At 69.0% G+C, this 20192-nt stretch carries 22 protein-coding genes; 9 read left to right on the top strand and 13 right to left on the bottom strand.

The genetic code is table 11. The features are described from left to right. Positions 1-194: 194 nt before the first annotated feature. Positions 195-1319 carry a PPE domain-containing protein gene (locus WBA97_RS24410; protein ID WP_424233236.1) on the bottom strand — a complete coding sequence of 375 codons (1125 nt, stop codon included), beginning with the start codon at positions 1317-1319 and terminating at the stop codon, positions 195-197. 102 nt (positions 1320-1421) lie between these two features. Between WBA97_RS24410 and WBA97_RS24405 the strand changes: the two genes are divergently transcribed. The 5 genes from WBA97_RS24405 (at position 1422) to WBA97_RS24385 (ending at position 4829) form a co-directional block, all read left to right on the top strand. Then, on the top strand, positions 1422-2060 hold the full coding sequence (locus WBA97_RS24405; RefSeq protein WP_424233235.1) for a metallophosphoesterase family protein: 639 nt from the start codon (positions 1422-1424) through the stop codon (positions 2058-2060). Continuing rightward, positions 2057-2902: a chromosome partitioning protein ParB gene (locus WBA97_RS24400; protein WP_424233234.1), complete on the top strand. Its 846-nt coding sequence runs from the start codon at positions 2057-2059 to the stop codon at positions 2900-2902. Before WBA97_RS24405 ends, WBA97_RS24400 begins: the two co-directional genes overlap by 4 nt. Before the next feature lie 26 nt (positions 2903-2928). Further along, entirely contained in the window at positions 2929-3396 is a 468-nt protein-coding gene (locus WBA97_RS24395) for a peptidase inhibitor family I36 protein (RefSeq protein ID WP_424233233.1), read from the top strand. Positions 3397-3516: 120 nt separating this feature from the next. Then, complete coding sequence (locus WBA97_RS24390; protein ID WP_424233232.1) at positions 3517-3924, top strand: hypothetical protein; 408 nt, start codon at positions 3517-3519, stop codon at positions 3922-3924. After that, positions 3921-4829 (top strand): DMT family transporter, encoded by a 909-nt coding sequence (locus tag WBA97_RS24385; RefSeq protein WP_424233231.1) that lies wholly within the window; start codon positions 3921-3923, stop codon positions 4827-4829. The genes WBA97_RS24390 and WBA97_RS24385 overlap by 4 nt, the downstream gene beginning before the upstream one ends. 84 nt (positions 4830-4913) lie before the next feature. Here WBA97_RS24385 and WBA97_RS24380 read toward each other — a convergent pair whose 3' ends face one another. The 11 genes from WBA97_RS24380 to WBA97_RS24330 form a co-directional block, all read right to left on the bottom strand. After that, the gene (locus tag WBA97_RS24380) at positions 4914-6095 is read right to left on the bottom strand and encodes an ABC transporter ATP-binding protein (protein WP_424233230.1); all 1182 of its coding nucleotides are present in this window, start codon (positions 6093-6095) and stop codon (positions 4914-4916) included. A 6-nt stretch (positions 6096-6101) separates the two neighbouring features. Beyond that, the gene (locus WBA97_RS24375) at positions 6102-6944 is read right to left on the bottom strand and encodes a carbohydrate ABC transporter permease (RefSeq protein WP_424233229.1); all 843 of its coding nucleotides are present in this window, start codon (positions 6942-6944) and stop codon (positions 6102-6104) included. Further along, positions 6944-7918, bottom strand: a complete 975-nt coding sequence (locus tag WBA97_RS24370) for a carbohydrate ABC transporter permease (RefSeq protein WP_424233228.1) — start codon at positions 7916-7918, stop codon at positions 6944-6946. Before WBA97_RS24370 ends, WBA97_RS24375 begins: the two co-directional genes overlap by 1 nt. Continuing rightward, a complete protein-coding gene (locus WBA97_RS24365; protein WP_424233227.1) occupies positions 7915-9177 on the bottom strand; it encodes an ABC transporter substrate-binding protein in 1263 nt (420 codons plus the stop codon). The genes WBA97_RS24370 and WBA97_RS24365 overlap by 4 nt, the downstream gene beginning before the upstream one ends. Positions 9178-9336: 159 nt before the next feature. Beyond that, on the bottom strand, positions 9337-9864 hold the full coding sequence (locus WBA97_RS24360) for a general stress protein (RefSeq protein ID WP_424233226.1): 528 nt from the start codon (positions 9862-9864) through the stop codon (positions 9337-9339). Positions 9865-9923: 59 nt separating this feature from the next. Next, a complete protein-coding gene (locus WBA97_RS24355; RefSeq protein ID WP_424233225.1) occupies positions 9924-10604 on the bottom strand; it encodes a hypothetical protein in 681 nt (226 codons plus the stop codon). A 51-nt stretch (positions 10605-10655) separates the two neighbouring features. Next, positions 10656-11849, bottom strand: a complete 1194-nt coding sequence (locus WBA97_RS24350) for an acyl-CoA dehydrogenase family protein (RefSeq protein WP_424233224.1) — start codon at positions 11847-11849, stop codon at positions 10656-10658. Positions 11850-11962: 113 nt separating this feature from the next. Next, on the bottom strand, positions 11963-12145 hold the full coding sequence (locus tag WBA97_RS24345; RefSeq protein WP_424233223.1) for a hypothetical protein: 183 nt from the start codon (positions 12143-12145) through the stop codon (positions 11963-11965). A gap of 135 nt (positions 12146-12280) precedes the next feature. Further along, entirely contained in the window at positions 12281-13198 is a 918-nt protein-coding gene (locus WBA97_RS24340) for a hypothetical protein (protein ID WP_424233222.1), read from the bottom strand. A 121-nt stretch (positions 13199-13319) separates the two neighbouring features. Beyond that, on the bottom strand, positions 13320-14165 hold the full coding sequence (locus WBA97_RS24335; RefSeq protein WP_424233221.1) for an HpcH/HpaI aldolase/citrate lyase family protein: 846 nt from the start codon (positions 14163-14165) through the stop codon (positions 13320-13322). Further along, complete coding sequence (locus tag WBA97_RS24330; protein WP_424233220.1) at positions 14162-15220, bottom strand: HpcH/HpaI aldolase/citrate lyase family protein; 1059 nt, start codon at positions 15218-15220, stop codon at positions 14162-14164. The genes WBA97_RS24335 and WBA97_RS24330 overlap by 4 nt, the downstream gene beginning before the upstream one ends. A 91-nt stretch (positions 15221-15311) precedes the next feature. Here WBA97_RS24330 and WBA97_RS24325 point away from each other — a divergent pair, with 91 nt between their 5' ends. From WBA97_RS24325 to WBA97_RS24315, 3 genes are all read left to right on the top strand, one after another. Next, positions 15312-16157 (top strand): aminoglycoside phosphotransferase family protein, encoded by an 846-nt coding sequence (locus WBA97_RS24325; RefSeq protein ID WP_424233219.1) that lies wholly within the window; start codon positions 15312-15314, stop codon positions 16155-16157. A gap of 104 nt (positions 16158-16261) precedes the next feature. After that, positions 16262-17527 (top strand): magnesium transporter MgtE N-terminal domain-containing protein, encoded by a 1266-nt coding sequence (locus tag WBA97_RS24320; RefSeq protein ID WP_424233218.1) that lies wholly within the window; start codon positions 16262-16264, stop codon positions 17525-17527. Beyond that, complete coding sequence (locus tag WBA97_RS24315; protein ID WP_424233217.1) at positions 17520-18047, top strand: DUF1003 domain-containing protein; 528 nt, start codon at positions 17520-17522, stop codon at positions 18045-18047. The genes WBA97_RS24320 and WBA97_RS24315 overlap by 8 nt, the downstream gene beginning before the upstream one ends. 205 nt (positions 18048-18252) lie before the next feature. On the opposite strand, the gene WBA97_RS24310 is transcribed toward WBA97_RS24315, so the two are convergent. Next, positions 18253-18705 (bottom strand): MarR family winged helix-turn-helix transcriptional regulator, encoded by a 453-nt coding sequence (locus WBA97_RS24310; protein ID WP_424233216.1) that lies wholly within the window; start codon positions 18703-18705, stop codon positions 18253-18255. 37 nt (positions 18706-18742) lie between these two features. Here WBA97_RS24310 and WBA97_RS24305 point away from each other — a divergent pair, with 37 nt between their 5' ends. After that, positions 18743-19870, top strand: a complete 1128-nt coding sequence (locus WBA97_RS24305; protein ID WP_424233215.1) for an Mrp/NBP35 family ATP-binding protein — start codon at positions 18743-18745, stop codon at positions 19868-19870. Positions 19871-20192 lie beyond the last annotated feature (322 nt).

The following is a 20192-nucleotide window of genomic DNA, read 5'->3' as shown; positions in this document are numbered from 1 at the left end:
GCGTCGGCCACCGGGGTCACGGCCTCCGGCATCGGAGGCGGCGGCGCCGGGGCCAGCGGCGTGTCGCCGGTGGCCTGCGCGACCCACGCGCTGCCCTGGTCGCCGTACGCGATCGGCTGTGTCACGTCACTGGTCGCGTCCCGATCGAACAGTGCGGTCATGTCATCCATGGCCATGTCGCTTCCCCTTGTCCCCTAGAGCCCGATCACCGGTGGCGACGCCTTCTCACCCGTGTCGAACGGGTCGTCCGCGTCGTAGGGAACCCTTCTGCGGTGTGCCTGGGCGGCGCCTCCCGCGCCCATCCCCGCGCCCGCCATCGGGGCCATGGGCCCCATCATCCCGCCGGTCGTCGAGCCGCCACCCGGCGACGAGAACACGCCCGCGGCGCCGGTCGGCAGACCGCCCCTCGAGAGGCCGCCCACGTTCCCCGCGGTGTCGCCGATGGTGCCGCGGCCGCTCATCGGGCCCGGCATCACGCCGAAGCCGCCGCCGGTGCCGCCACCGCCGTACCCACCGGACAGTCCGCCGCCACCGCCGATGCCGCCGCCACCGCCGCCGTCGAACCCCCCTGGCCCGCGCACGGACGAGGTGGTGGTGTCGTCCATGCCGGTCAGCAGCTGCCAGCGCATGTCGATGCCCGTAGCGATGTTCACGGTGCTGATCCACACGTCGCCGCCCGGCGTCACGCCGACGTCGTCGACACGTGGCCGGAGCTCGTTGCTGCGCCCCTCGAACTGCGGGGTGGCCTGGTCGATGCCGACCGCCGCCTGCTCGAAGCGCTGCATGGTCTCGATCGCGACCCGCTTCAGCTGCTCCTGCTCGGCCTGTGCCTGGAACGCGCTCTCCGAGCCGGCCGCGGTCGCGCCGACGGCGGCGCCCAGCGGGCTGCCCTCGGTCACGAGCTGAGCCCGGTCCGCACCTTCCGGCGCGGAGCCCGGCACCGCGGCAGGCAGGGTCTGCGGCAGCTTGGGCATGGCCTCCTGCGCGGACTTCAGCGCGCCGGCCGCCTCTTCGATGGGGTCACCCATGTCCTTGGCGGTCACGCCGAGGTCGCCGACCCACTGGGCGTTGAGCGCGACCGCGTAGCGGGCCTTGTCGGCGGACTCGCCGGACCAGAAGTCCATCAGGTCGTCGAGGGCGTCCGCGAGGTAGTCGGCGGCGTCGGAGACCCCGTCACCGGTCAGCCGCCAGTCGTCGGCGAGTCTCTCCAGCTGCGGCACGCTCGCCTTGTCGACAACCATGTTGATCAGCTCTTCCAGCGTGAACGCCGCCCAGTTCACACCGCCGCTGACGTAGTAGTCCGACCCCTGTTCTGCCATGGAGATCCCCGTCCCTCTTCCCCGATATCAGTTCCTGACTGTAATGGGTCGTGTGCGGCGAGGGCACTAGTCTGATCAGACGTGCGCCGTACGCTCGTTGCTGTGCCGAAGCTGCTGACCGTGTCCGACGAGATTGTCGAGTCCCTGTGGACGGAACGACTAGCGGAACGTTTCGGTTCTGTCGACCTGGTGCTCGCGGCGGGCGACCTGCCATTCGACTACCTCGATTTCCTCACGTCCGCGCTCGACCGGCCGCTCGTGTTCGTTCCCGGCAACCACGACGCCGACCTTTCCGGGTATTCGCGGCGGCGCGGCCAGTGGTTGGCCTCCGGTTTTCCCGCCCGCTACCCGGGTCCGGCCGGCGCGGTGAACGCCGATGGCCGCGTGGTGGAGGTGGCCGGCGTGCGGATCGCCGGGCTTGGTGGGTCGATCCGCTACAACGACGGTCCCAACCAGTGGACGGAACGGCAGCAGACGCGGCGGGCGGCCCGGCTGGTGCGGGCCGCGCGCAAGCGGCCGGTCGACGTGCTGCTGACCCACTCGCCGCCGCTGGACGTCGGTGACCGCGACGATCCGCCGCACCGCGGTTTCGCCTGTCTTCACATGGTTGTCGAACGCCTGCAACCCACTGTTCTCGTACACGGCCACATCCACCCGCACGGACAGCCGGTTCCTGATCGGTCCATGGGAGAAACCCGGGTGCTGAACACGGTTGGATACCGCATCCTGGAACTGCCATGAACCGAGACACGGGCTTCCCTGTAGCCGACGCCGAGAACGACTTCATCCGTGCCCGCCGCAGGCAGGTGCTGTCGCGCCTGGCCGCGTGGCTGCGCAGGCAGCCCGACGACGTCAACATCATGTTGCCGTTCGACGAGGTGGTCGCGGCACTGGGCCGTACCGGGGAACGGCGACTCGGGCTGCAGGTGATCACTTTGGACTCGATCGTCGGCAGTGTGGACCGGCAGCGGGAGTTCGACCGGCGGTTCCGGCCGACGTCCGGGCAGGTGCGGGAGCGGTGGCAGCGGCTCGCGCTCGCGCAGCGGCGCGGCGAGTCGATCCCGCCGATCGAGGTGTACCGGGTGGGCGACATGCACTTCGTTCTCGACGGGCACCACCGGGTGTCGGTGGCGCACGCCCTGGCCTTGAAGACCATCGACGCGTACGTCACCGAGGTCATGACCCGGCTGTCCCCCGGCGGTATCCGGTACCGCGGCGACCTGCTGGTGAAGGACTACCGGCGGACCTTCCTCGACCGCGTGCCGCTGGTCGGCGAGGCGCGGCGCGGCGTGTCGCTCACCGATCCGTGGGACTACGCGGAGCTGGCGGAGTCGGTGGAGGCGTGGGGTTTCCGGCTCATGCAGGACGAGGGGCGCTACCTGGACCGCCTCACCGTCGCACAACGCTGGCACGACGAGGAGTTCGTGCCGGTGGTCCGGATGCTGCGCCAGGCCGGGATGATCGAGACGCAGACCGAGGCCGAGGCGTACATGTGGGTCGCGTGCGAGCGGTACCGGCTGATGCGCACACACCGCTGGGACGACGGGGTCATCACCGCGGTGCGGGAAAGCAAAAATCGCTGACGCTGTCAACCCGAATACGCTCTTCTGTGGACAACCCGGCCCCTGTGGACAACTTTTTTGCCATTCGCGGCACCTGGGTGATTCTCGTGGTGCACCGCATTCCGCGGCGCACCACACAGAGGGAGTCCACAGGAATGAAGAAGCTCTTTCTTTCGCTCGCCGTCCTCGCCTGGTTGTTCGCCGGCGCCGCGCCCGCCGTCGCCAAGACCGAACCACAACCTTGTGAGCGCGGGGAGTTTTGTCTCTGGCCGGGCGAGGGCCATCAGGGGGATATCCAGCGCGTCGCGCTCGAGAACGCCAATCCGGGGGAATGTGTGCCGCTGCCGGAAGGATTCGAGGCCCGATCCTTCGCGAACCGGACCAAACGCCCCGTCACCGTCTACCAGGGACGGGACTGCTCCACGGAAGGTGAGTTCGACACCTATCCCGGCGGCGGCACGTTCGTGCCATCGGCGCCGTACGTCGTGAGAGGGGTGCAGATCTGGGAACACTGACTTCCGGGCTTCCGGATTCACTCGGTCGGGTGGATCAACTGAATACCTGAGGCCGATCTCAGCCCCGATAAGGGAATGTGGAGGCGCGTGCGCGCGTTGATCCACGTAGGGGGTGGGGCGATGGACCGCGACCCGAGCATGGCCGGGACCCGGCTGGGTCTCCCGCTGCGTGGTTTTGTCGACCTGACCTCCGTACTTCTCGCGGCCGGGGCACTGACGACGCTTGTCGGGTTGCGGTCCACCGGGCCGCAACCCGGCGTGCCCGCGAACACTTTCGAGCGAAGTCCGGTCCGTCGGCGCATGGCGCTGGTGAAGGCGGCTGTCCCGGCCACGTACCTGCCGGGCGTCTTCCCAGGCCTGGCGTTACCAGGCATGCTGGATGGCAGGGGCGTCTCCGGCCCCGGGCGGCGTTGGCCGTTCGTGCTGGAGATGCCGATGTTGATGGCGCTCGCGGTCCACCTGTTGCGGGTCACGGTCAGCGCGGCTCGCGAGCGCTGGGTACCCGCACGAGCCGAGGTCGCCGGATGATCGCACTCGCCATCCTGTTCGCGGTGCTCGGCGCGTGCTGCAGCGCGGTCGGGGCGCACCTGCAGCACCGGGGCGTGCGGACGACGGCGGAGGAAGCCGGTGGTCTGCGGCTGCGTGGTGCGGCGGCGCTCGTGCACAACCGGACGTGGCTGGCCGGGTTCGCGATCCTGTTCGCGTGCGCGGTGCTGCAGATCCTCGCGCTGGCACTGGCGCCGGTGACGATCGTCGCGCCGATCGTGGTGCTCGCGCTGCCCGCGGTGGCCATGCTGAACGCCCGCTCGTCCGGCGAACGCCTCGACACCACGGCGATGGTCGCGATCGGCGCCAGCACACTGGGCGTCGCGCTGTTCGTGACGCTGGCGTCCAGCCGTGCGACGGCCGTGCACTTCCCGGGCCCGGCCATCCTGCTGGCATGCCAGATCATCGCGGGCGCGGTGCTCCTGTTCGGCACCATCGGCGCGCTGACCAACGGCCTGACCCGCTGCGTGGCACTGGCGACGGGTGCTGGCGCGGCGTACGGGCTGGTGTCGGTGCTGGTCAGGGACGTGACCTACACGTTCCAGTCCGAGGGTGTCCGCGCCGTCCAGCCCCTGTCGGTCACGGCCCTGGTGGTGGCGTTCGCGGTGGGCTCGTGGTTCATCCAGCTCGCCTACGCGAGCGGACCACCCGACATCGTCGTCGGCTGCCAGACGGTGCTGAGCCCCCTGGTGGCGACGGCCATCGCGATCGGCCTGCTCGACGAGACCGCCGAGGCAGGCGGCTGGACCGGCGTGGGCCTGGTGACGGGCGCCGCGGTCGCGGTGGTCGGCGTGGCACTACTCGCGCGCCACCACCCGGAGGCAACGTCCCGGGCGACCCCGCACTCGGCGGAACGTCGCCTGTTCCGTGCTTCGGCACGTCGCTGACCGCCACCACCACGACCCGCAACCGGCTCTCAACGCAGGCGGGCCCGGTCCGTGCTGGACCGGGCCCACCCTTTGCTTGGCTGGCTACTCCGCGTAGGTCAGGTTCTTGCCCGACGACGGGTCGAACAGCTGGATCTTGTCCGCGTCGAACCAGACCTCGACTTCCGCGCCTTCCTGTGCGCCCGACGCCGCGGACAGGCGGGTCACCAGTTGGGAACCGCTCGCCGGCATGTCCGACGCGCCAGCGTCGGCGGCCAGTTCGTCCAGTTCGGCGGACGTCGCCGCCTCGCCCTCCACCGTGAAGTACGCGTACTTGTCCGAGCCCATCGACTCCAGCACGTCCACCGTCGCGGTGAAGGTGCTGCCGCCCGACAGGGTGTGCTCGTCCATGGTCCGCGCGTCCTCGAAGTGTTCCGGGCGGATGCCCGCGATCACCTCTCGTGGCGCGTTCGCCTGCTCCGCCATGCGGCGGATCCGGTCGGACAGGTTCACCTGGCCAAGGCCCGTCGACAGCTCGCCGTTCTCCAGCGTGCCCGGCAGGAAGTTCATCGCGGGTGAGCCGATGAACCCCGCGACGAACAGGTTGGCCGGGTTGTCGTACAGCACCTGCGGTGACCCGAGCTGCTGCACCACACCGCCGCGGAGCACGACGACACGGTCGCCGAGGGTCATGGCCTCCGTCTGGTCGTGGGTGACGTACACGGTGGTCGTCGCCAGCTGCTTCTGCAGTTTGGACACCGACGTGCGCATCTGCACGCGCAGCTTCGCGTCCAGGTTGGACAGTGGTTCGTCCATCAGGAACGCCTTCGGGCTGCGGACGATGGCCCTGCCCATGGCCACCCGCTGGCGCTGGCCACCGGACAGGTTCGCCGGTTTGCGGTCCAGGTGCTGGGTCAGGTCGAGGATCCTGGCCGCGTCTTCGACCTTCTCGCGGACCGTCGCGTCGTCCACCTTCGCGAGGCGCAGCGGGAACGCCATGTTCTCCCGCACGCTCATGTGCGGGTACAGGGCATAGGACTGGAACACCATCGCGATGTCCCGGTCCTTCGGCGCCTTCTCGTTCACGCGCTGGCCGTCGATGCGCAGCTCGCCGGAGGAAATATCCTCCAGGCCGGCGATCATGTTGAGCATCGTCGACTTACCGCAGCCCGACGGGCCCACCAGGATGATGAACTCGCCATCCGCGATCTGGATGTCTACTTCGGACACCGCGAGGGCACCGTCTGGGTACCGCTTGGTGACCTTGTCAAGGACGATCTCTGCCATATCCCCTCAGCCCTTCACGGCACCGGACGTCAGCCCCGCGACGATGCGGCGCTGGAAGAACAACACGAAAATGATGATCGGGATGGTGATCACCACGGCGGCCGCGGAGATCGTCCCGGTCGGGGCCTCGAACTGCGAGGCACCGGTGAAGAACGACAGCGCGGCGGGCACCGTGCGCGACCGCTCCGTCGACGTCAGCGAGATCGCGAACAGGAAGTCGTTCCAGCAGAAGATGAACACCAGGATGGCCGTGGTGAACACACCGGGCGCGGCCAGCGGCGCGATGACCCGGCGGAACGCCTGACCCGGCGTCGCACCGTCCATCTTCGCCGCCTTCTCCAGCTCCCACGGGATCTCCCGGAAGAACGCCGACAGCGTGTAGATCGCGAGCGGCAGCGCGAACGTGATGTACGGCAGGATCAGGCCCAGCCACGTGTCGAACAGGCCGAGCTGCCGCTCCATCTCGAACAGCGGCGAGACGAGCGACACCTGCGGGAACATCGCGATCAGCAGCGAGGCACCCACCAGCAGCTGCTTGCCGGGGAAGTCCAGCCGCGCGATGGCGTACGCGGCCATCGTGCCCAGCACGACCGCGATCACCGTGGCGATGATCGCGATGCCGATCGAGTTGATCAGCGCGCGGATGAACTCGTTGGTGGTGAAGATGTCCACGTAGTTCTGGAACGTCCACGACGTCGGCCAGAAGTACTTGTCGGTCTGGGCCTCCACCGTCTTGAACGAGAGCGACAACGTCCACAGCACCGGGATCAGGGCGTAGACGACGATGACGATGTCGACAATGGTCCACCGCACCCTGCGGCCGGTGGTGCTGCCACCGATGACGGCCATCAGCGCTTCCCTCCCGGATCACTGCCGGGCGCCGAGGCGCCGAACAGCTTGATGAAGATGAACGCGATGATCGCCACCGCGAGGAAGATCAGTACGGACATGGTCGATCCGATGCCGAGGTTCAGACCCCTGATCAGGTTGTTGTAGGTCTGCATCGACACCGACGCGGTGTCGTTCGCGCCCTTGGTGAGCACGTAGATGTTGTCGAAGATGCGGAACGCGTCCAACGTGCGGAACAGCAGCGCCACCAGGATCGCCGGCTTCATGACCGGCACCATCACCTTGGTGAACCGCTGCCACCCCGACGCGCCGTCCATCGACGCCGCCTTCAGCAGGTCGTCCGGCACCAGCGCGAGACCCGCCATCAGCAGCAACGCCATGAACGGCGTCGTCTTCCACACCTCGGCGAGGATGATGATCGCGAGCGCGGAGAAACGGTCGGTCAGCGGTGACTCGGCACCGAGGAGCGCGGTGAGGTACCCGGTGTTGGTGTCCCACGCGTAGAACCACGAGAACGCCGCCACCACGGTCACGATCCCGTACGGGATCAGGGTGACCGTGCGGACCAGGCCGCGGCCGACGAGCGTGCGGTGCATCGCGAGCGCCAGCAGCATGCCGAGTACCAGCTCGATCACCACCGACACCACCGTGAGCCCCACGGTCACCCCGAACGCGGTCCACCAGTAGCCGTCGGACAGCACCGCGACGTAGTTCTCGAACCACACGAACTGGCGCTGGTCCGGGAAGCGGAGGTCGTAGCGCTGCAACGACAACCAGAAGGAGTAGATGATCGGCCAGCCGGTGACCGCGATCATCACGATCGCGGCGGGTGCGCACAGCAACAGGCCGAGCTTGCGCTCCGCCTTCTTGCCCTCGCTGAGCGCCGGCCTGCCCTTCTTGGACGGTGGCGCGTCGGCAGGTCCACTCTCGACAGTCCGGCTCCGCGCCGATGGTTCGTCGACAAGCTCACTCACGGCAGAACCCCCTTGGATTCCAACGCCTTCTGCAGCTGTTCACGCAGTTCGGCCGCGGTGGCCTCCGGGTCGATGTCCTGCGGCGGGGACAGCACCTTCGACGTGATCGTGGACAGGTTCTGGTACACCACGGTCAGCGGCCGGACCGCCGCGTCCTGCAGCTGCTCGACGATGGTCTCCCACATGGGGTACTTCTCGACGAACTCGGCGTCCTCGCCGTTGTACACGGACTCGATGGTCGGCGGCACGCCGTCGCTGATCGCCGACATCCGCTGGCTTTCCTCGCTGCGCAGGCACAACGCCGCCTCGAACGACTCCGGCTTGTGCTCCGAGTACGCGCTGACCGCGAGGTTGTAGCCACCGATCGTGACCTTGCCCGGCCCGTCGATTCCCGGGTAGCGCGCCCACTTGAAGTGCTTGGCGCGCTCGGGGTTGGCCTCCTGCATGGCGGCGTAGACGTAGGGCCAGTTCAGCTCGAACGCGGCCTCGCTGGTCTTGGCCTCGAAGCCCTGCTGGACCTGCTGTTCCTGCGCGTTGGTCAGCGACGGGTCGGTGACCCCCGAGCTGGCGATCTCCTTGAGCAGCTTCAGCGCCTTGACGGCACCCTCGTCCATCACGACGCTCCTGCCGTCGTCGGAGAGGATCTTCCCGCCGTACGAGGCCACCAGCGTGTTGTAGGTGACCACGAGGCCTTCGTACTGCGCGCCGGTGAAGAGGATCTGGTAGGGCTTGTCCTCCTGCTTCAGCCGCTTCGCCATGTCGATCATGTCCCGCCAGGTCTCCGGCGGGTTCGGCGTGATGGAGTCGTCGTACCAGAGCAGCTGGACGTTGGTGTTCTTGGTGGCGGCGTAGAGCTTGCCGTTCCACTGGGCCGTCGACAACGGGCCTTCGAGCACGCCTTCCTCGGCCTGCTGCTTGTTCGAGTCCGTGAACTCCTCGAGCCACTTCGCCTCGGCGAACTCGGGGACCCAGGTGACGTCCAGGCCCAGGATGTCGAGGTCGGTGTCGCCCGCCGCGAGGCGGCGCACCATCTGCTCACGCTGGCCGTCGGCTTCCCGGGGCAGCTTGCGATAGACGATCTCGTAGCGGCCGTTCGCCTCGTCGTTGCACCGGTCGATGACCTTCTGGAAGTTCTCTTCCGGCGCGTAGTAGACGTTGATCTGGGTGCCGTCTTCCGAGCCGCAGGCCGCGACCGTGGACGCCGTCATCAAAGCGGCCCCGCTTACGGCGAGTATCCGCCAGCGGGCAGTAATGCCCATGTGAACCCTGCCTCCCTAGTCCCTCCGGCACGGAGAAGGGAGGCGTGCGGCACCTCGGCGTGCCAGGGGGATGCGTTTGTCACGGTTCACTGAACCTAGGCCCGATGATCACAGCCCGCAACCTACATCGGTCACGATTTGATCAACGCATGTAACGGCCTAGTCGGTTGCTCCGGACGGACGCATCGCGAGCTTCGCCAGCAGGTCACGACCCTTCTCCGCGTTTCGTGGCTGGGCGAGCACGTCGTAGCGGCCGGCCACCAACTGGCTCGCCGACGCGATCTCCCTCCCCGAGCTGCGCGTGGTCGCATACCCCACCGCGGCGAAGATCAAACCGAAGACGATCCCCGCGACGAGGCCGACGAGGATCGGCGCGAACGACATGGTCTGGGAGCTGAACAGGCCGAGCAGCAGGCCGACGAACAGGCCGAACCAGGCCCCGGACAGCGCGCCGGTGCCGAGCACCTTCGGCCAGCTCAGCCTGCCGATGACCCGCTCCACCAGCATGAGGTCCACGCCGACGATCGTGACCTCCTGCACGGGGAACTCGTTGCCCGCGAGGTACTCGACCGCCCGATGGGCCTCCTGGTAGGTGCCGTAGGACCCGATCGGCCACCCGGACGGGGGCGTCGGCACCTTGGGGAGCGCCTGGCTTCCCCTCGACGATCCGGAGAACGCGCCACTCACCGTTCGCTCACCTCATGTTCAGCAGTTGACACCATCCTGCCAACACCTGGCGAACCGTGCTAACCCTGGCCGACCGGAATGTCGAGTACCCGCTCGACGACGTCCCCGAACGGTCCGTCGACGTGCACGTTCACCGTGCCGTCCTCGTCGAAGCTGGTGACCATCGTGAACTCGCCCCGGTACCACCAGTAGACGTGCCTGCTGATCGGCTTGTGACCCTCGTCGAACTCGTCGAGGGTCACGTTGATCATCGCCTGCAGTGCGATGTGGAGGCTCTCGTCGCGCGGGATGTGGTAGGTCAGGAGCTGCCGCTCCGGCATGGACACGAGCACCCCGTTGGGGAACTCGGTCTCCCCGCTGACGTTGACGATCATCTCCGGCAGCACCAGCGCGGTGGACGCCGTGTAGTCCGAGCCGGTCAGGACGTACAACCCGTCGACGAGCTGGGCCTGCGGCCGCTCCTTGGCGAGGTTGCGCAACCCGGCCGCGCGCAGGCGGTCGTGCCCTCGGCGGGCGACCTCCTCGTCGTTGAACGTCACCATCATCTCGGGGAGGTCGAGCATGACGATCTCGAGGGTGCCGGGCACGGTCTCCAGGGCGTACCGCCACCAGTCCGGCTCCGGGCGGAAGCCCTCCATGAGCCGCAAGTACGTGTGCGAGAACAGTTCCTCGTCCGGCGCGTCGAAGCCGACGCTGTCGCGGCCGGGATCGGTCACGTTGTCGAAGCCAAGATCAACCATGCCCTGACACCGTAGTGGCGGGCCGGGGCACGGGTGAGTCGTTTGGCCGAGTCAGCGCGACTTGTACTCGCGCAGCAGACCGCGGCTGATGATCGTCTTCTGGATCTCGCTCGTGCCCTCGCCGATGAGCAGGAACGGCGCCTCGCGCATGAGGCGCTCGATCTCGTACTCCTTGGAGTAGCCGTAGCCACCGTGGATGCGGAAGCTCTCCTGGGTCACCTCGGCGCAGTACTCGGACGCGATCAGCTTGGCCATGCCCGCCTCGACGTCGTTGCGCGCACCGGAGTCCTTGAGGCGCGCCGCGTTCACCATCATCAGGTGCGCGGCCTCGACCTTGGTGGCCATCTCCGCGAGCTTGAACGCGATCGCCTGGTGCTGCGCGATCGGCTTGCCGAACGTCTGGCGCTGCTGTGCGTAGTCGACAGCCAGCTCGAACGCGCGGATCGCGATGCCGCAGGCGCGGGCCGCCACGTTCACGCGGCCGACCTCGACGCCGTCCATCATCTGCGCGAAGCCCTTGCCCGGCGCGTCGCCGAGGATCTTGTCGGCGCCGATGCGGTAGCCGTCGAACACGGCTTCCGTGGTGTCAACGCCCTTGTAGCCCATCTTGTCGATCTTGCCGGGAATGGTCAGACCCGGCGCGACCTCGCCGAACCCCGCCGGCTTCTCCACCAGGAACGCCGTCAGGTTCTGGTGCGCCTTCTCGGCGCCCTCGTCGGTCTTGACCAGCAGCGCGATGAGGTTGGAGCTGCCGCCGTTCGTCAGCCACATCTTCGCGCCGTCGATGACGTAGTCGTCACCGTCGCGCTTGGCGCGGGTCTTGATCGCCGCGACGTCCGAGCCGAGGTCCGGCTCCGACATCGAGAACGACCCACGCACCTCGCCGGTCGCCATGCGCGGCAGCAGGCTCTGCTTCTGCTCGTCGCTGCCGTGTTGTTTCACCATGTGCGCCACGATGAAGTGCGTGTTGATCACGCCGGACACGCTCATCCAGCCGCGGGCGATCTGCTCGACCACCAGCGCATAGGTGAGCAGCGACTCGCCGAGCCCGCCGAACTCCTCCGGGATGGTGAGGCCGAACAGCCCCATCTCCTTCATCCCGTCGACGATGTCCTGGGGGTAGGTGTCGGCGTGCTCTAGCGCCTGCGCGTGCGGGATGATCTCCTTGTCCACGAAGTCGCGGACCGTGGCCAGGATTTCCTGCTGGACGTCGGTCAACCCGGCGGTCTGAGCAAGGCGGGCCATCGTTGGTGCTCCCTCCGGACGACGTGGTTACCGGCCAGTATTCACCGGTTAACGGCCGTTCGCGCGGAGGGTGTGCTCAGTGCCACTACCAAGACCACCACCGGGCCGTCACGTCACCCGGCGCGCACCTCGATGCGGTGGCCGCAGCCTCGGCAGTCGTCGGCCAGGACGTAGACATCGGCGCCGCAGCCCCGGCAGGACTTGAAGCTGCGCTCAAACAGGTCGTCGCGAGGGGGACGGCCGCCGAACAGACGGGGCCCACCTCGCCCCTCCTTGCTGATTCGATGTTTACCCATGCCCGACACTTCACCTGCGGGGACGGCGACGGGGCAAGCAAACGCCTGTTATCTGTGCGTTATATCACTGCAACGCTCGACGGTCCGTGATAGCGCCTGTCTGCAACGTAATAGTTCTGACGTTCCGTAGTCGGATCACGACTCGGGAAACAACCGGGAGAACATCTCCGCGAAAGAACCCTCGACGCGAATCGCGATACCGCCCTCGTCGTCCTGGTGGGTGATTTGTTCGAATTCGCCGTCGTACCACCAGTAGACGTGCGGGCTGATCGGCCCGACCTCCTCGGCGTACGCGTTGGCGGCCACCGCGGCCATCGTGTGCAGTGCCTCGACCACGTTCTCGTCCCTCGGCACGTGGTAAAGCAGCTGGTGGCGGAACGGGAGCGCGACGAGCACCCCGTTCGGCAGCGACGCCTCGCCGGTGGTGCGCAGCACGACCTCCGGCAGCACCAGCGCGGTGGACGCGAAGAACATCGACCCGACGAGGATCTCCACCCCGTGGTGCGTGACCCGGTCGTCGGCCTGCTCCTTGCGCAGGTTGGCGAGGCCTGCGGCCCGCAGCCGCGCCAGCCCGTGCCGCGTGACCTGCTCGTCGTTGAAGGTGGCGACCGAGTCCGGCAGGTCGAGCGCCAGCAGCTCCAGCACGCCGGGCATCGCTTCGCGGCCGTAGGTCCACCACTGGGTGTCCGGCAGCGCGTCCGCCTCGTAAAGCCGCAGGTAGGTGTGTTCGAGCAGCTCCTCGGTCGGCACGTCGAACTGGTCCGGGCCGTCGACCGCGGACAGCAGGCGGCGCAGGTGGTCGTCGACGACACGGCTCCACCGCTTGGCCGGCACGTCCGGGTCGGAAAGGCGGCGGGCGAGCGTGCCGAGGCCGAACTGGCGGCCGTCGGCGTCCTCGACGTGGCCCGCGTAGACCGTGACCTCGTAGCCAGCGCCCGCCATGCAGGAACGGACCAGGGCACGCAGCCGCTGTGCCTCGCTGACCGTCAGCTCCGGCAGTGTCTCATCGGCAGGCTCATCCGGCCGCTGCCTGCCACGGTTGAACAGCCCCACCCGCACAACCCTATGTGGTCGGGTGGTCCTTCTCGTCGGCGGACTTCGCTCCACCGCCGCGGACCGTTTCTCGTCGGTGCCCGCGACTACGCTGGATTTCGGGGGGCCGACGGCCGCGCCGTCAGGCGCCGCCGATCGCCTCCGCCAGCGCGAGCACCCGTTCCGCGTTGGCCACGTGCAGGTTCTCGATCATCCGACCGTCCACAGTGGCCACTCCGCGGCCGGCCTGCTTCGCCTCGTCGAACGCGGCGATCACCCGGTGCGCGTGCTCGACCTCGTCGGCCGACGGCGCGAAGATCTCGTTGCACGGCCCGACCTGGCCCGGGTGGATCAACGTCTTGCCGTCGAACCCGAAATCCCGGCCCTGGCGGCATTCCGCCGCGAACCCGGCCGCGTCACGGACGTCGTTGTAGACCCCGTCGAGGATCACCCGGCCGGTCGCCCGCGCCGCCAGCACACACATCGACAGCGGCCCCAGCAGCGGTCCCCGTCCTGGCACCTGCGCGGCCACCATCTCCTTCGCGAGGTCGTTGGTGCCCAGCACAAGCACGGTCAACCGAGGAGAAGCGGCCGCGATCGCCGCGCAGTCCAGCACCGCGACCGGAGTCTCGATCATCGCCCAGATCGCCGTGTGGTCCGGCGCGTGCGACAGCGCCTTCTCGATCGCGTGGACCTCGTCGACCGAGTTCACCTTCGGCACCACCACCGCGGACGGACCGGCTTCGCCCGCGGCACGCAGATCGTCCGCATGCCACGGCGTCCCAGCGCCGTTCACCCGGATCGTCACCTCACGCGTGCCGTAGGACCCGACCGCGCCGCACACCCGTTCCCGCGCCTCGATCTTCGCGTCCGGTGCGACGGCGTCCTCCAGGTCGAGGATCAACGCGTCCGCGGGCAGCGTCTTCGCCTTCTCCAGCGCGCGCTCGTTCGCGCCGGGCATGTACAGAACCGACCGGCGGGGCCTCATGCGGACGCCTCCTTGTAGGCGGCCGCCAGTTCCGGGTCGCGGGCGGCGAGATCGTCGGCCAGCGCCACGATCACCTGGCACTGCTTGACGGTCGCGTCGTCCTGCATCTTCCCGTCGAGCATGACCGCGCCAGTGCCGTCGCCCATCTCCTCGATGACGCGGCGGGCCCACGCCACCTCGGACGGATCCGGCGAGAACACCTTCTTGGCGATCGAGATCTGCGCGGGATGCAGGCTCCACGCACCGACACAGCCGAGCAGGTAGGCGTTGCGGAACTGGTCCTCGCACGCCACCACGTCGCGGATGTCGCCGAACGGCCCGTAGTACGGCAGGATCCCGGCCGCGACACAGGCGTCGACCATCCGCGCGACCGTGTAGTGCCACAGGTCCTGCTGGTAGGTGGTGCGGCCCAGGGTCAGGTCGGTGCCGACCGGGTCGGTCCGCACGAGGTAGCCGGGGTGGCCGCCGCCGACGCGCGTCGTCTTCATCCTGCGCGACGCGGCCAGGTCGGCCGGGCCGAGCGAGATGCCCTGCATGCGCGGGCTGGCAAGCGCGATCTCCTCGACGTTCGCCACGCCGCTCGCGGTCTCCAGGATCGCGTGCACCAGCAGCGGCCGCGTCAGCCCGGCGCGGGCCTCCAGCTGCGCGAGCAGCCGGTCGACGTAGTGGATGTCCTCGGCCCCCTCGACCTTCGGCACCATGATCACGTCGAGCTTGTCGCCGATCTCCGTGACCAGCGTGATCAGGTCGTCGAGCACCCACGGCGAGTCGAGGCTGTTGACGCGCGTCCACAGCTGCGTGTCGCCGAAGTCCACCTCACGCGCGATCCGCACCAGCCCGTTGCGGGTGAGCTCCTTGCGGTCGGCCTGGATGGCGTCCTCGAGGTTGCCGAGCAGCACGTCGGCCTTCCCGACCATGCCGGGCACCTTGGCCGCCATCTTCTCGTTGCCCGGGTCGAAGAAGTGGATCATCCGGGACGGCCGGAAGGGGATCTGCCGCAGCGGTTCCGGCGCGCCGACGGCGAGCGGGCGGAAGAAGTCCTTCGGTGACCTCATCGAGCCTCCCATGCTGAAGCTACCTGCCGGTAACCCTAGGGCGTCGGAAACCTGCTCGCCGTACTCGTGTCGGCTACGCCACCCTGGGCGCATGTCCTTGACCGTGCCAGAGAGCTTCGCGGCGGGGTTCGGCGAGGAGGGCGCCGAGTGGCTGGCCGGGCTGCCCGCGCTCACCGAGTCGTGCCTCGCACGCTGGGGCCTGACCGTCGACGGCCCGCTGACGCACGGCGTGTGCGCGCTCGTCGTGCCGGTCCGCCGGGCAGGCGAGCCCGCGGTACTGAAGGTGACCTGGCCGCACGACGAGGCGCGGCACGAGGCACTCGCGCTGTCCCTGTGGGACGGTGACGGCGCGGTGCGCCTGCTCGCCGCCGACGACGACGCGTGGGCTCTGCTCCTTGAGCGTCTCGACCCCGGCACCACACTGCGGCACGCGCCGATCGAGGAGGCGCTGACCGTGGTGACCGGCATGATCAAGCGGCTCGACCGGCCCGCACCGCCCGGGGTCCGGCACATGCGCGACACCGCGGCACGCTGGGTGCGCGAGCTGCCGGAGGAGAACGACGGCACGGTCCCGCGCGAGCTGGTCGACCAGGCCGTCGCGTACTGCCGCGAGCTGGGTCCGGCGGCCGGGAACCGCCTGGTCAACGAGGACCTGCACTACGACAACGTGCTGCGCGGCGACCGGGAGCCGTGGCTCGTGATCGACCCGAAGCCCATCGCGGGCGACCCCGAGTTCGGGCTGATCCCGTTGCTGTGGAACCGGTTCGACGACGTCATGGCAGCGGGCGGGCTCGCGGCCATCACCGAGGCCGCGGGCATGGACCTGTCGCTGGCACGCAGGTGGACGTTCGTCAGGGCCGTCGACAACTGGCTCTTCGCCGGTGAGGGCCACTGGCTGGGCGCGGCCTGTGCGCGAATCGCGGCGGCGGCGGCCTAGCTCCCGCTACGGTGCGGCGGGTGTCCGAGTGGGTCCTCGACCCGGCGCTCGTCCAGGGCCTCACAACTGGGTGAACCACGCGCTGGGCGGATAGCCTTGCCCGCGTGGGTGCCGTGAGCAGGGTTTTCGTCGCACAGATCGTCGGGCTTCCGGTCTTCGGCCCGGACGGCGAGTCCATCGGCAAGATCAGGGACGTGGTGGTGGTGCTGCGCACCGACCGCGAACTACCCCGGGTCCTCGGCGCGGTGGTGGAGCTCGCGACCAGGCGCCGGATCTTCGTGCCGATGCTGCGCGTGACGTCGATCGACGCGAACGCGGTGACGCTCGCGACCGGTTCGGTGAACCTGCGCCGGTTCAACCAGCGGCCCAACGAGGTGCTCGTGGTGGGCCAGCTGCTGGACGCGCGGGCGGAGGTCGTCGGGACCGGGCGGCACGCGGTGCTGGTGGACGCGGCGATGGAACCGAGCCGGACCCGCGACTGGGTGCTCAGCCGCGTCGCGATCCGCGAGCGGACCGGCAGGCTGTCGCGTCGCGCCCCGATCCAGGTACTGCGGTGGGAGGAGATCCAGGCGCCCGGCGTCACCGAGCTGGCGTCGGCGCCGCAGGGCGCGGCGCATCTGCTGAGCGTGTTCGAGGGTATGCGGGCCGCGGACGTGGCGACCGCGCTGCGGGAGCTGCCCGCGAAACGCAGGTACGAGGTGGCGGACGGCCTCGACGACGAGCGGCTGGCGGACGTGTTCGAGGAGCTGCCTGAACAGGACCAGAAGGACCTGCTGGCGCACCTGGACGAGGAGCGGGCGGCGGACATCCTGGAGGCGATGGACCCCGACGACGCCGCCGACCTGCTGGCCGAGCTGTCGGAGATGGAGCAGGCCAGGTTGCTCGGCCTGATGGAACGCCAGGAGTCCGACCCGGTGCGGCGGCTGCTGGCGTACTCGGCGGACACCGCGGGCGGCCTGATGACCCCGGAACCGATCGTGCTGCTGCCGGACGCCCCGATCGCCGAGGCACTCGCCATGGTCCGCAACCCGGACATCACCCCGGCACTCGCCAGCATGGTGTTCGTGTGCCGCCCGCCGTCAGCCACCCCGACCGGCCGGTACCTCGGCTGCGTACACGTGCAGCGACTGCTGCGCGAACCACCGGGCGAGCTGGTCGCGAGCGCGCTGGACACCGAACTCGCCCGCCTGCCCCCTTCGGCGACGCTGAACGAGGTGACCAGGTACTTCGCCGCGTACGACCTGGTGTGCGCCCCCGTGGTGGACGACACGGAGCACCTGGTGGGCGCGGTGACCGTCGACGACGTGCTGGACCACCTGCTGCCGACCGGATGGCGGGAGTCCACGAACGAGGAGCCCGCGGATGCCTGACCTGCGTTCCCGTCGCCGCCTGGACCAGCCCCGCACGCCGGGCTTCCGCGTCTCCATCGACCCGGAGGCGTTCGGCCGGATCTCGGAACGACTGGCCCGCTTCCTGGGGACGGGCAAGTTCCTGTTCTGGCAGACGCTGCTCGTGGTCGTGTGGATCACGCTGAACCTGACGGCCGTGACGCTGCGATGGGACCCGTACCCGTTCATCCTGCTCAACCTGGCGTTTTCGACCCAGGCGGCATACGCGGCGCCGCTGATCCTGCTGGCCCAGAACCGGCAGGACAACCGGGACCGGGTGTCCCTCGAGGAGGACCGGGCCCGTGCCGCCCGCACGAAGGAGGACACGGAGTTCCTCGCCCGCGAACTGGCGGCCCTGCGCCTGGCGGTGGGCGAGGTGGCGACCCGCGACTACCTGCGCAGCGAACTGGACCGCCTGCGCACCGACCTGAACGCCAAGCCCCGCAAGACACGCCCCACAGCGGAAACACTGCGCGACGACCCCCGCTGGTCAGAAAACTGACCCCCGCGAACCGGTTTTGCCCAACCCAGGCACACCCATCGACACCCCACGCAGCCCCACTGACCTGCGAAAATCCGCAAACCCGCCGGATGCCAAACCCCACCCGTTCCCGGGGGCGTCCCGCCATGCCAGTCTACCGGCTGGCACTGACATTTCCGCGTTGTCGATCTTGCCTGTGGACAACCGGGGTTGCTGTGGATAACCGCTATTCGGCCATGCGGGAGCACATCGCGCCGAACGAGGCCAGTTCGTCCTCGTCCAGGTGCTCCACGAAGTGCCGGACCACGCCCGCGAGGTGGGTACGGGCCGCGGCGCGCAGAGTGTCGACGCCCTTCGTGGTCAGGATCGCCACGATGCCGCGCCCGTCGCCGTCGAAGCGTTCGCGGGTGACCATGCCCGCGCCCTCGAGCCGGTCGACCAGCCGGGTCACGCCGGACCGCGACAGCAGCACCGCGTCGGCCAGCTCGGCCATCCGCAGCCTGCGCCCCGGCGCCTCCGCGAGCTGGACCAGTACGTCGTAGCCGCCGAGCGTGATCGGGTGTTCCGCCACCAGCTCCGCTTCGAGCACGCGGCTCAGCCGTGCGTGGGCTCGCAGAAACGAACGCCAAGCATCGAGCTCTTTCCCGGTGGGCATCCGGGTCACCGCAGGCTCCGGCACGAAGACGATGTTACGGAACGGGCCGTAGCATGGTTGAGTGACCACACCCGATGTCGAGGCCGTGCGTGCCGCGCTGGCCACCGTGCAGGACCCGGAAATCCACAAGCCGATCACCGACCTGGGCATGGTCAAGAACGTGTCGATCGGTGACAACGGCACCGTGCATGTGGAGATCTTCCTCACGGTGTCCGGCTGTCCGCTGCGCGGCAAGATCACCGAGGACGTGACGAACGCGGCCTCCACCGTCGACGGCGTGCGGCACGTGACCGTCGAGATGGACGTGATGTCCGACCAGCAGCGCACCGAGCTGCGGCAGAAGCTGCGTGGCACGTCCGAGGAGCCGAAGATCCCGTTCGCCGAGCCCGGCTCGATGACCCGCGTGTACTGCGTGGCGTCCGGCAAGGGCGGCGTCGGCAAGTCGAGCGTGACGGTGAACCTCGCGGTGGCGATGGCCCAGCGCGGCCTGTCGGTCGGCATCGTCGACGCGGACATCTACGGCCACTCGGTGCCACGCATGCTCGGTGCCGACGGCAAGCCGACCCGCGTCGAGAAGATGATCCTCCCGCCCTCCGCGAACGGCGTGAAGGTCATCTCGATCGCGATGTTCACCCCCGGCAACACCCCGGTCGTGTGGCGCGGGCCGATGCTGCACCGCGCCCTGCAGCAGTTCCTGGCGGACGTCTTCTGGGGCGACCTGGACGTGCTGCTCCTCGACCTGCCGCCGGGCACCGGCGACATCGCGATCTCGGTGGCCCAACTGCTGCCCAACGCCGAACTGCTGGTCGTGACCACCCCGCAGCAGGCGGCGGCCGAGGTGGCGGAGCGGGCGGGTGCCATCGCCATGCAGACCCGCCAGCGCATCGCGGGCGTGATCGAGAACATGTCGTGGCTGGAGCTGCCCGACGGTTCCCGCATGGAACTCTTCGGCTCGGGCGGTGGCCAGACGGTGGCGACATCGCTGACGAAGACGATCGGCGCGGACGTCCCCCTGCTCGGCCAGGTCCCACTGGACCCCCGCCTGCGCGAAGCGGGCGACGACGGCAAGCCGATCGTGACGTCGGTCCCGGACTCGGCGGCGGCGCAGGAACTGACCAGGATCGCGGCGAAGCTTTCGACCCGGGCTCGAGGGCTGGCGGGCCGCATGTTGTCGGTTTCCCCGGCCTGACGTGCGGTTCTGACCTCCGGTTGGGTGTCTTCACCGGACGGGCTTTGCCTCCGGGGCTCCTCGCTGAGCGGGCTTGTCCTCGGGTTCCTCGCTGGGCGGGGTTTGTCTCCGGCGGCTCCTCGCCGGAGGGGCAAGTCTCTGGGATGGCCTGGGGTTTTGCAGTGTTGGCTGCGGTTGGGTTCGGGTCTGCCTGCGTGGCGGGCTTGCGCCGCGCGGGGGGCTTGGGCCCGCTGCGGGGGCTCCCGCGCAGCGCCCGGCACCGCACCCGCAGGTGGGATGCGTGACTAGGCGCTATCGGGGCGTCGAGCGTCCCGAAAGCGCC

This window comes from Actinophytocola sp. (genome assembly GCF_049647105.1).
Taxonomy (GTDB): domain Bacteria; phylum Actinomycetota; class Actinomycetes; order Mycobacteriales; family Pseudonocardiaceae; genus Actinophytocola.
Note: the sequence above shows the minus strand (reverse complement) of the source record. Positions and strands in the feature narration are given on the sequence as shown.

Bases quoted from the DNA above. Each gene is read 5' to 3' on its own strand.
- WBA97_RS24330 (WP_424233220.1), bottom strand. From the start codon at position 15,220: ATGAGGTCACCGAAGGACTTCTTCCGCCCGCTCGCCGTCGGCGCGCCG.
- WBA97_RS24380 (WP_424233230.1), bottom strand. From the start codon at position 6,095: ATGGCAGAGATCGTCCTTGACAAGGTCACCAAGCGGTACCCAGACGGT.
- WBA97_RS24390 (WP_424233232.1), top strand. From the start codon at position 3,517: ATGGACCGCGACCCGAGCATGGCCGGGACCCGGCTGGGTCTCCCGCTG.
- WBA97_RS24315 (WP_424233217.1), top strand. From the start codon at position 17,520: ATGCCTGACCTGCGTTCCCGTCGCCGCCTGGACCAGCCCCGCACGCCG.
- WBA97_RS24385 (WP_424233231.1), top strand. From the start codon at position 3,921: ATGATCGCACTCGCCATCCTGTTCGCGGTGCTCGGCGCGTGCTGCAGC.
- WBA97_RS24345 (WP_424233223.1), bottom strand. From the start codon at position 12,145: ATGGGTAAACATCGAATCAGCAAGGAGGGGCGAGGTGGGCCCCGTCTG.
- WBA97_RS24410 (WP_424233236.1), bottom strand. From the start codon at position 1,319: ATGGCAGAACAGGGGTCGGACTACTACGTCAGCGGCGGTGTGAACTGG.
- WBA97_RS24335 (WP_424233221.1), bottom strand. From the start codon at position 14,165: ATGAGGCCCCGCCGGTCGGTTCTGTACATGCCCGGCGCGAACGAGCGC.
- WBA97_RS24400 (WP_424233234.1), top strand. From the start codon at position 2,057: ATGAACCGAGACACGGGCTTCCCTGTAGCCGACGCCGAGAACGACTTC.
- WBA97_RS24325 (WP_424233219.1), top strand. From the start codon at position 15,312: ATGTCCTTGACCGTGCCAGAGAGCTTCGCGGCGGGGTTCGGCGAGGAG.
- WBA97_RS24375 (WP_424233229.1), bottom strand. From the start codon at position 6,944: ATGGCCGTCATCGGTGGCAGCACCACCGGCCGCAGGGTGCGGTGGACC.
- WBA97_RS24355 (WP_424233225.1), bottom strand. From the start codon at position 10,604: ATGGTTGATCTTGGCTTCGACAACGTGACCGATCCCGGCCGCGACAGC.
- WBA97_RS24365 (WP_424233227.1), bottom strand. From the start codon at position 9,177: ATGGGCATTACTGCCCGCTGGCGGATACTCGCCGTAAGCGGGGCCGCT.
- WBA97_RS24350 (WP_424233224.1), bottom strand. From the start codon at position 11,849: ATGGCCCGCCTTGCTCAGACCGCCGGGTTGACCGACGTCCAGCAGGAA.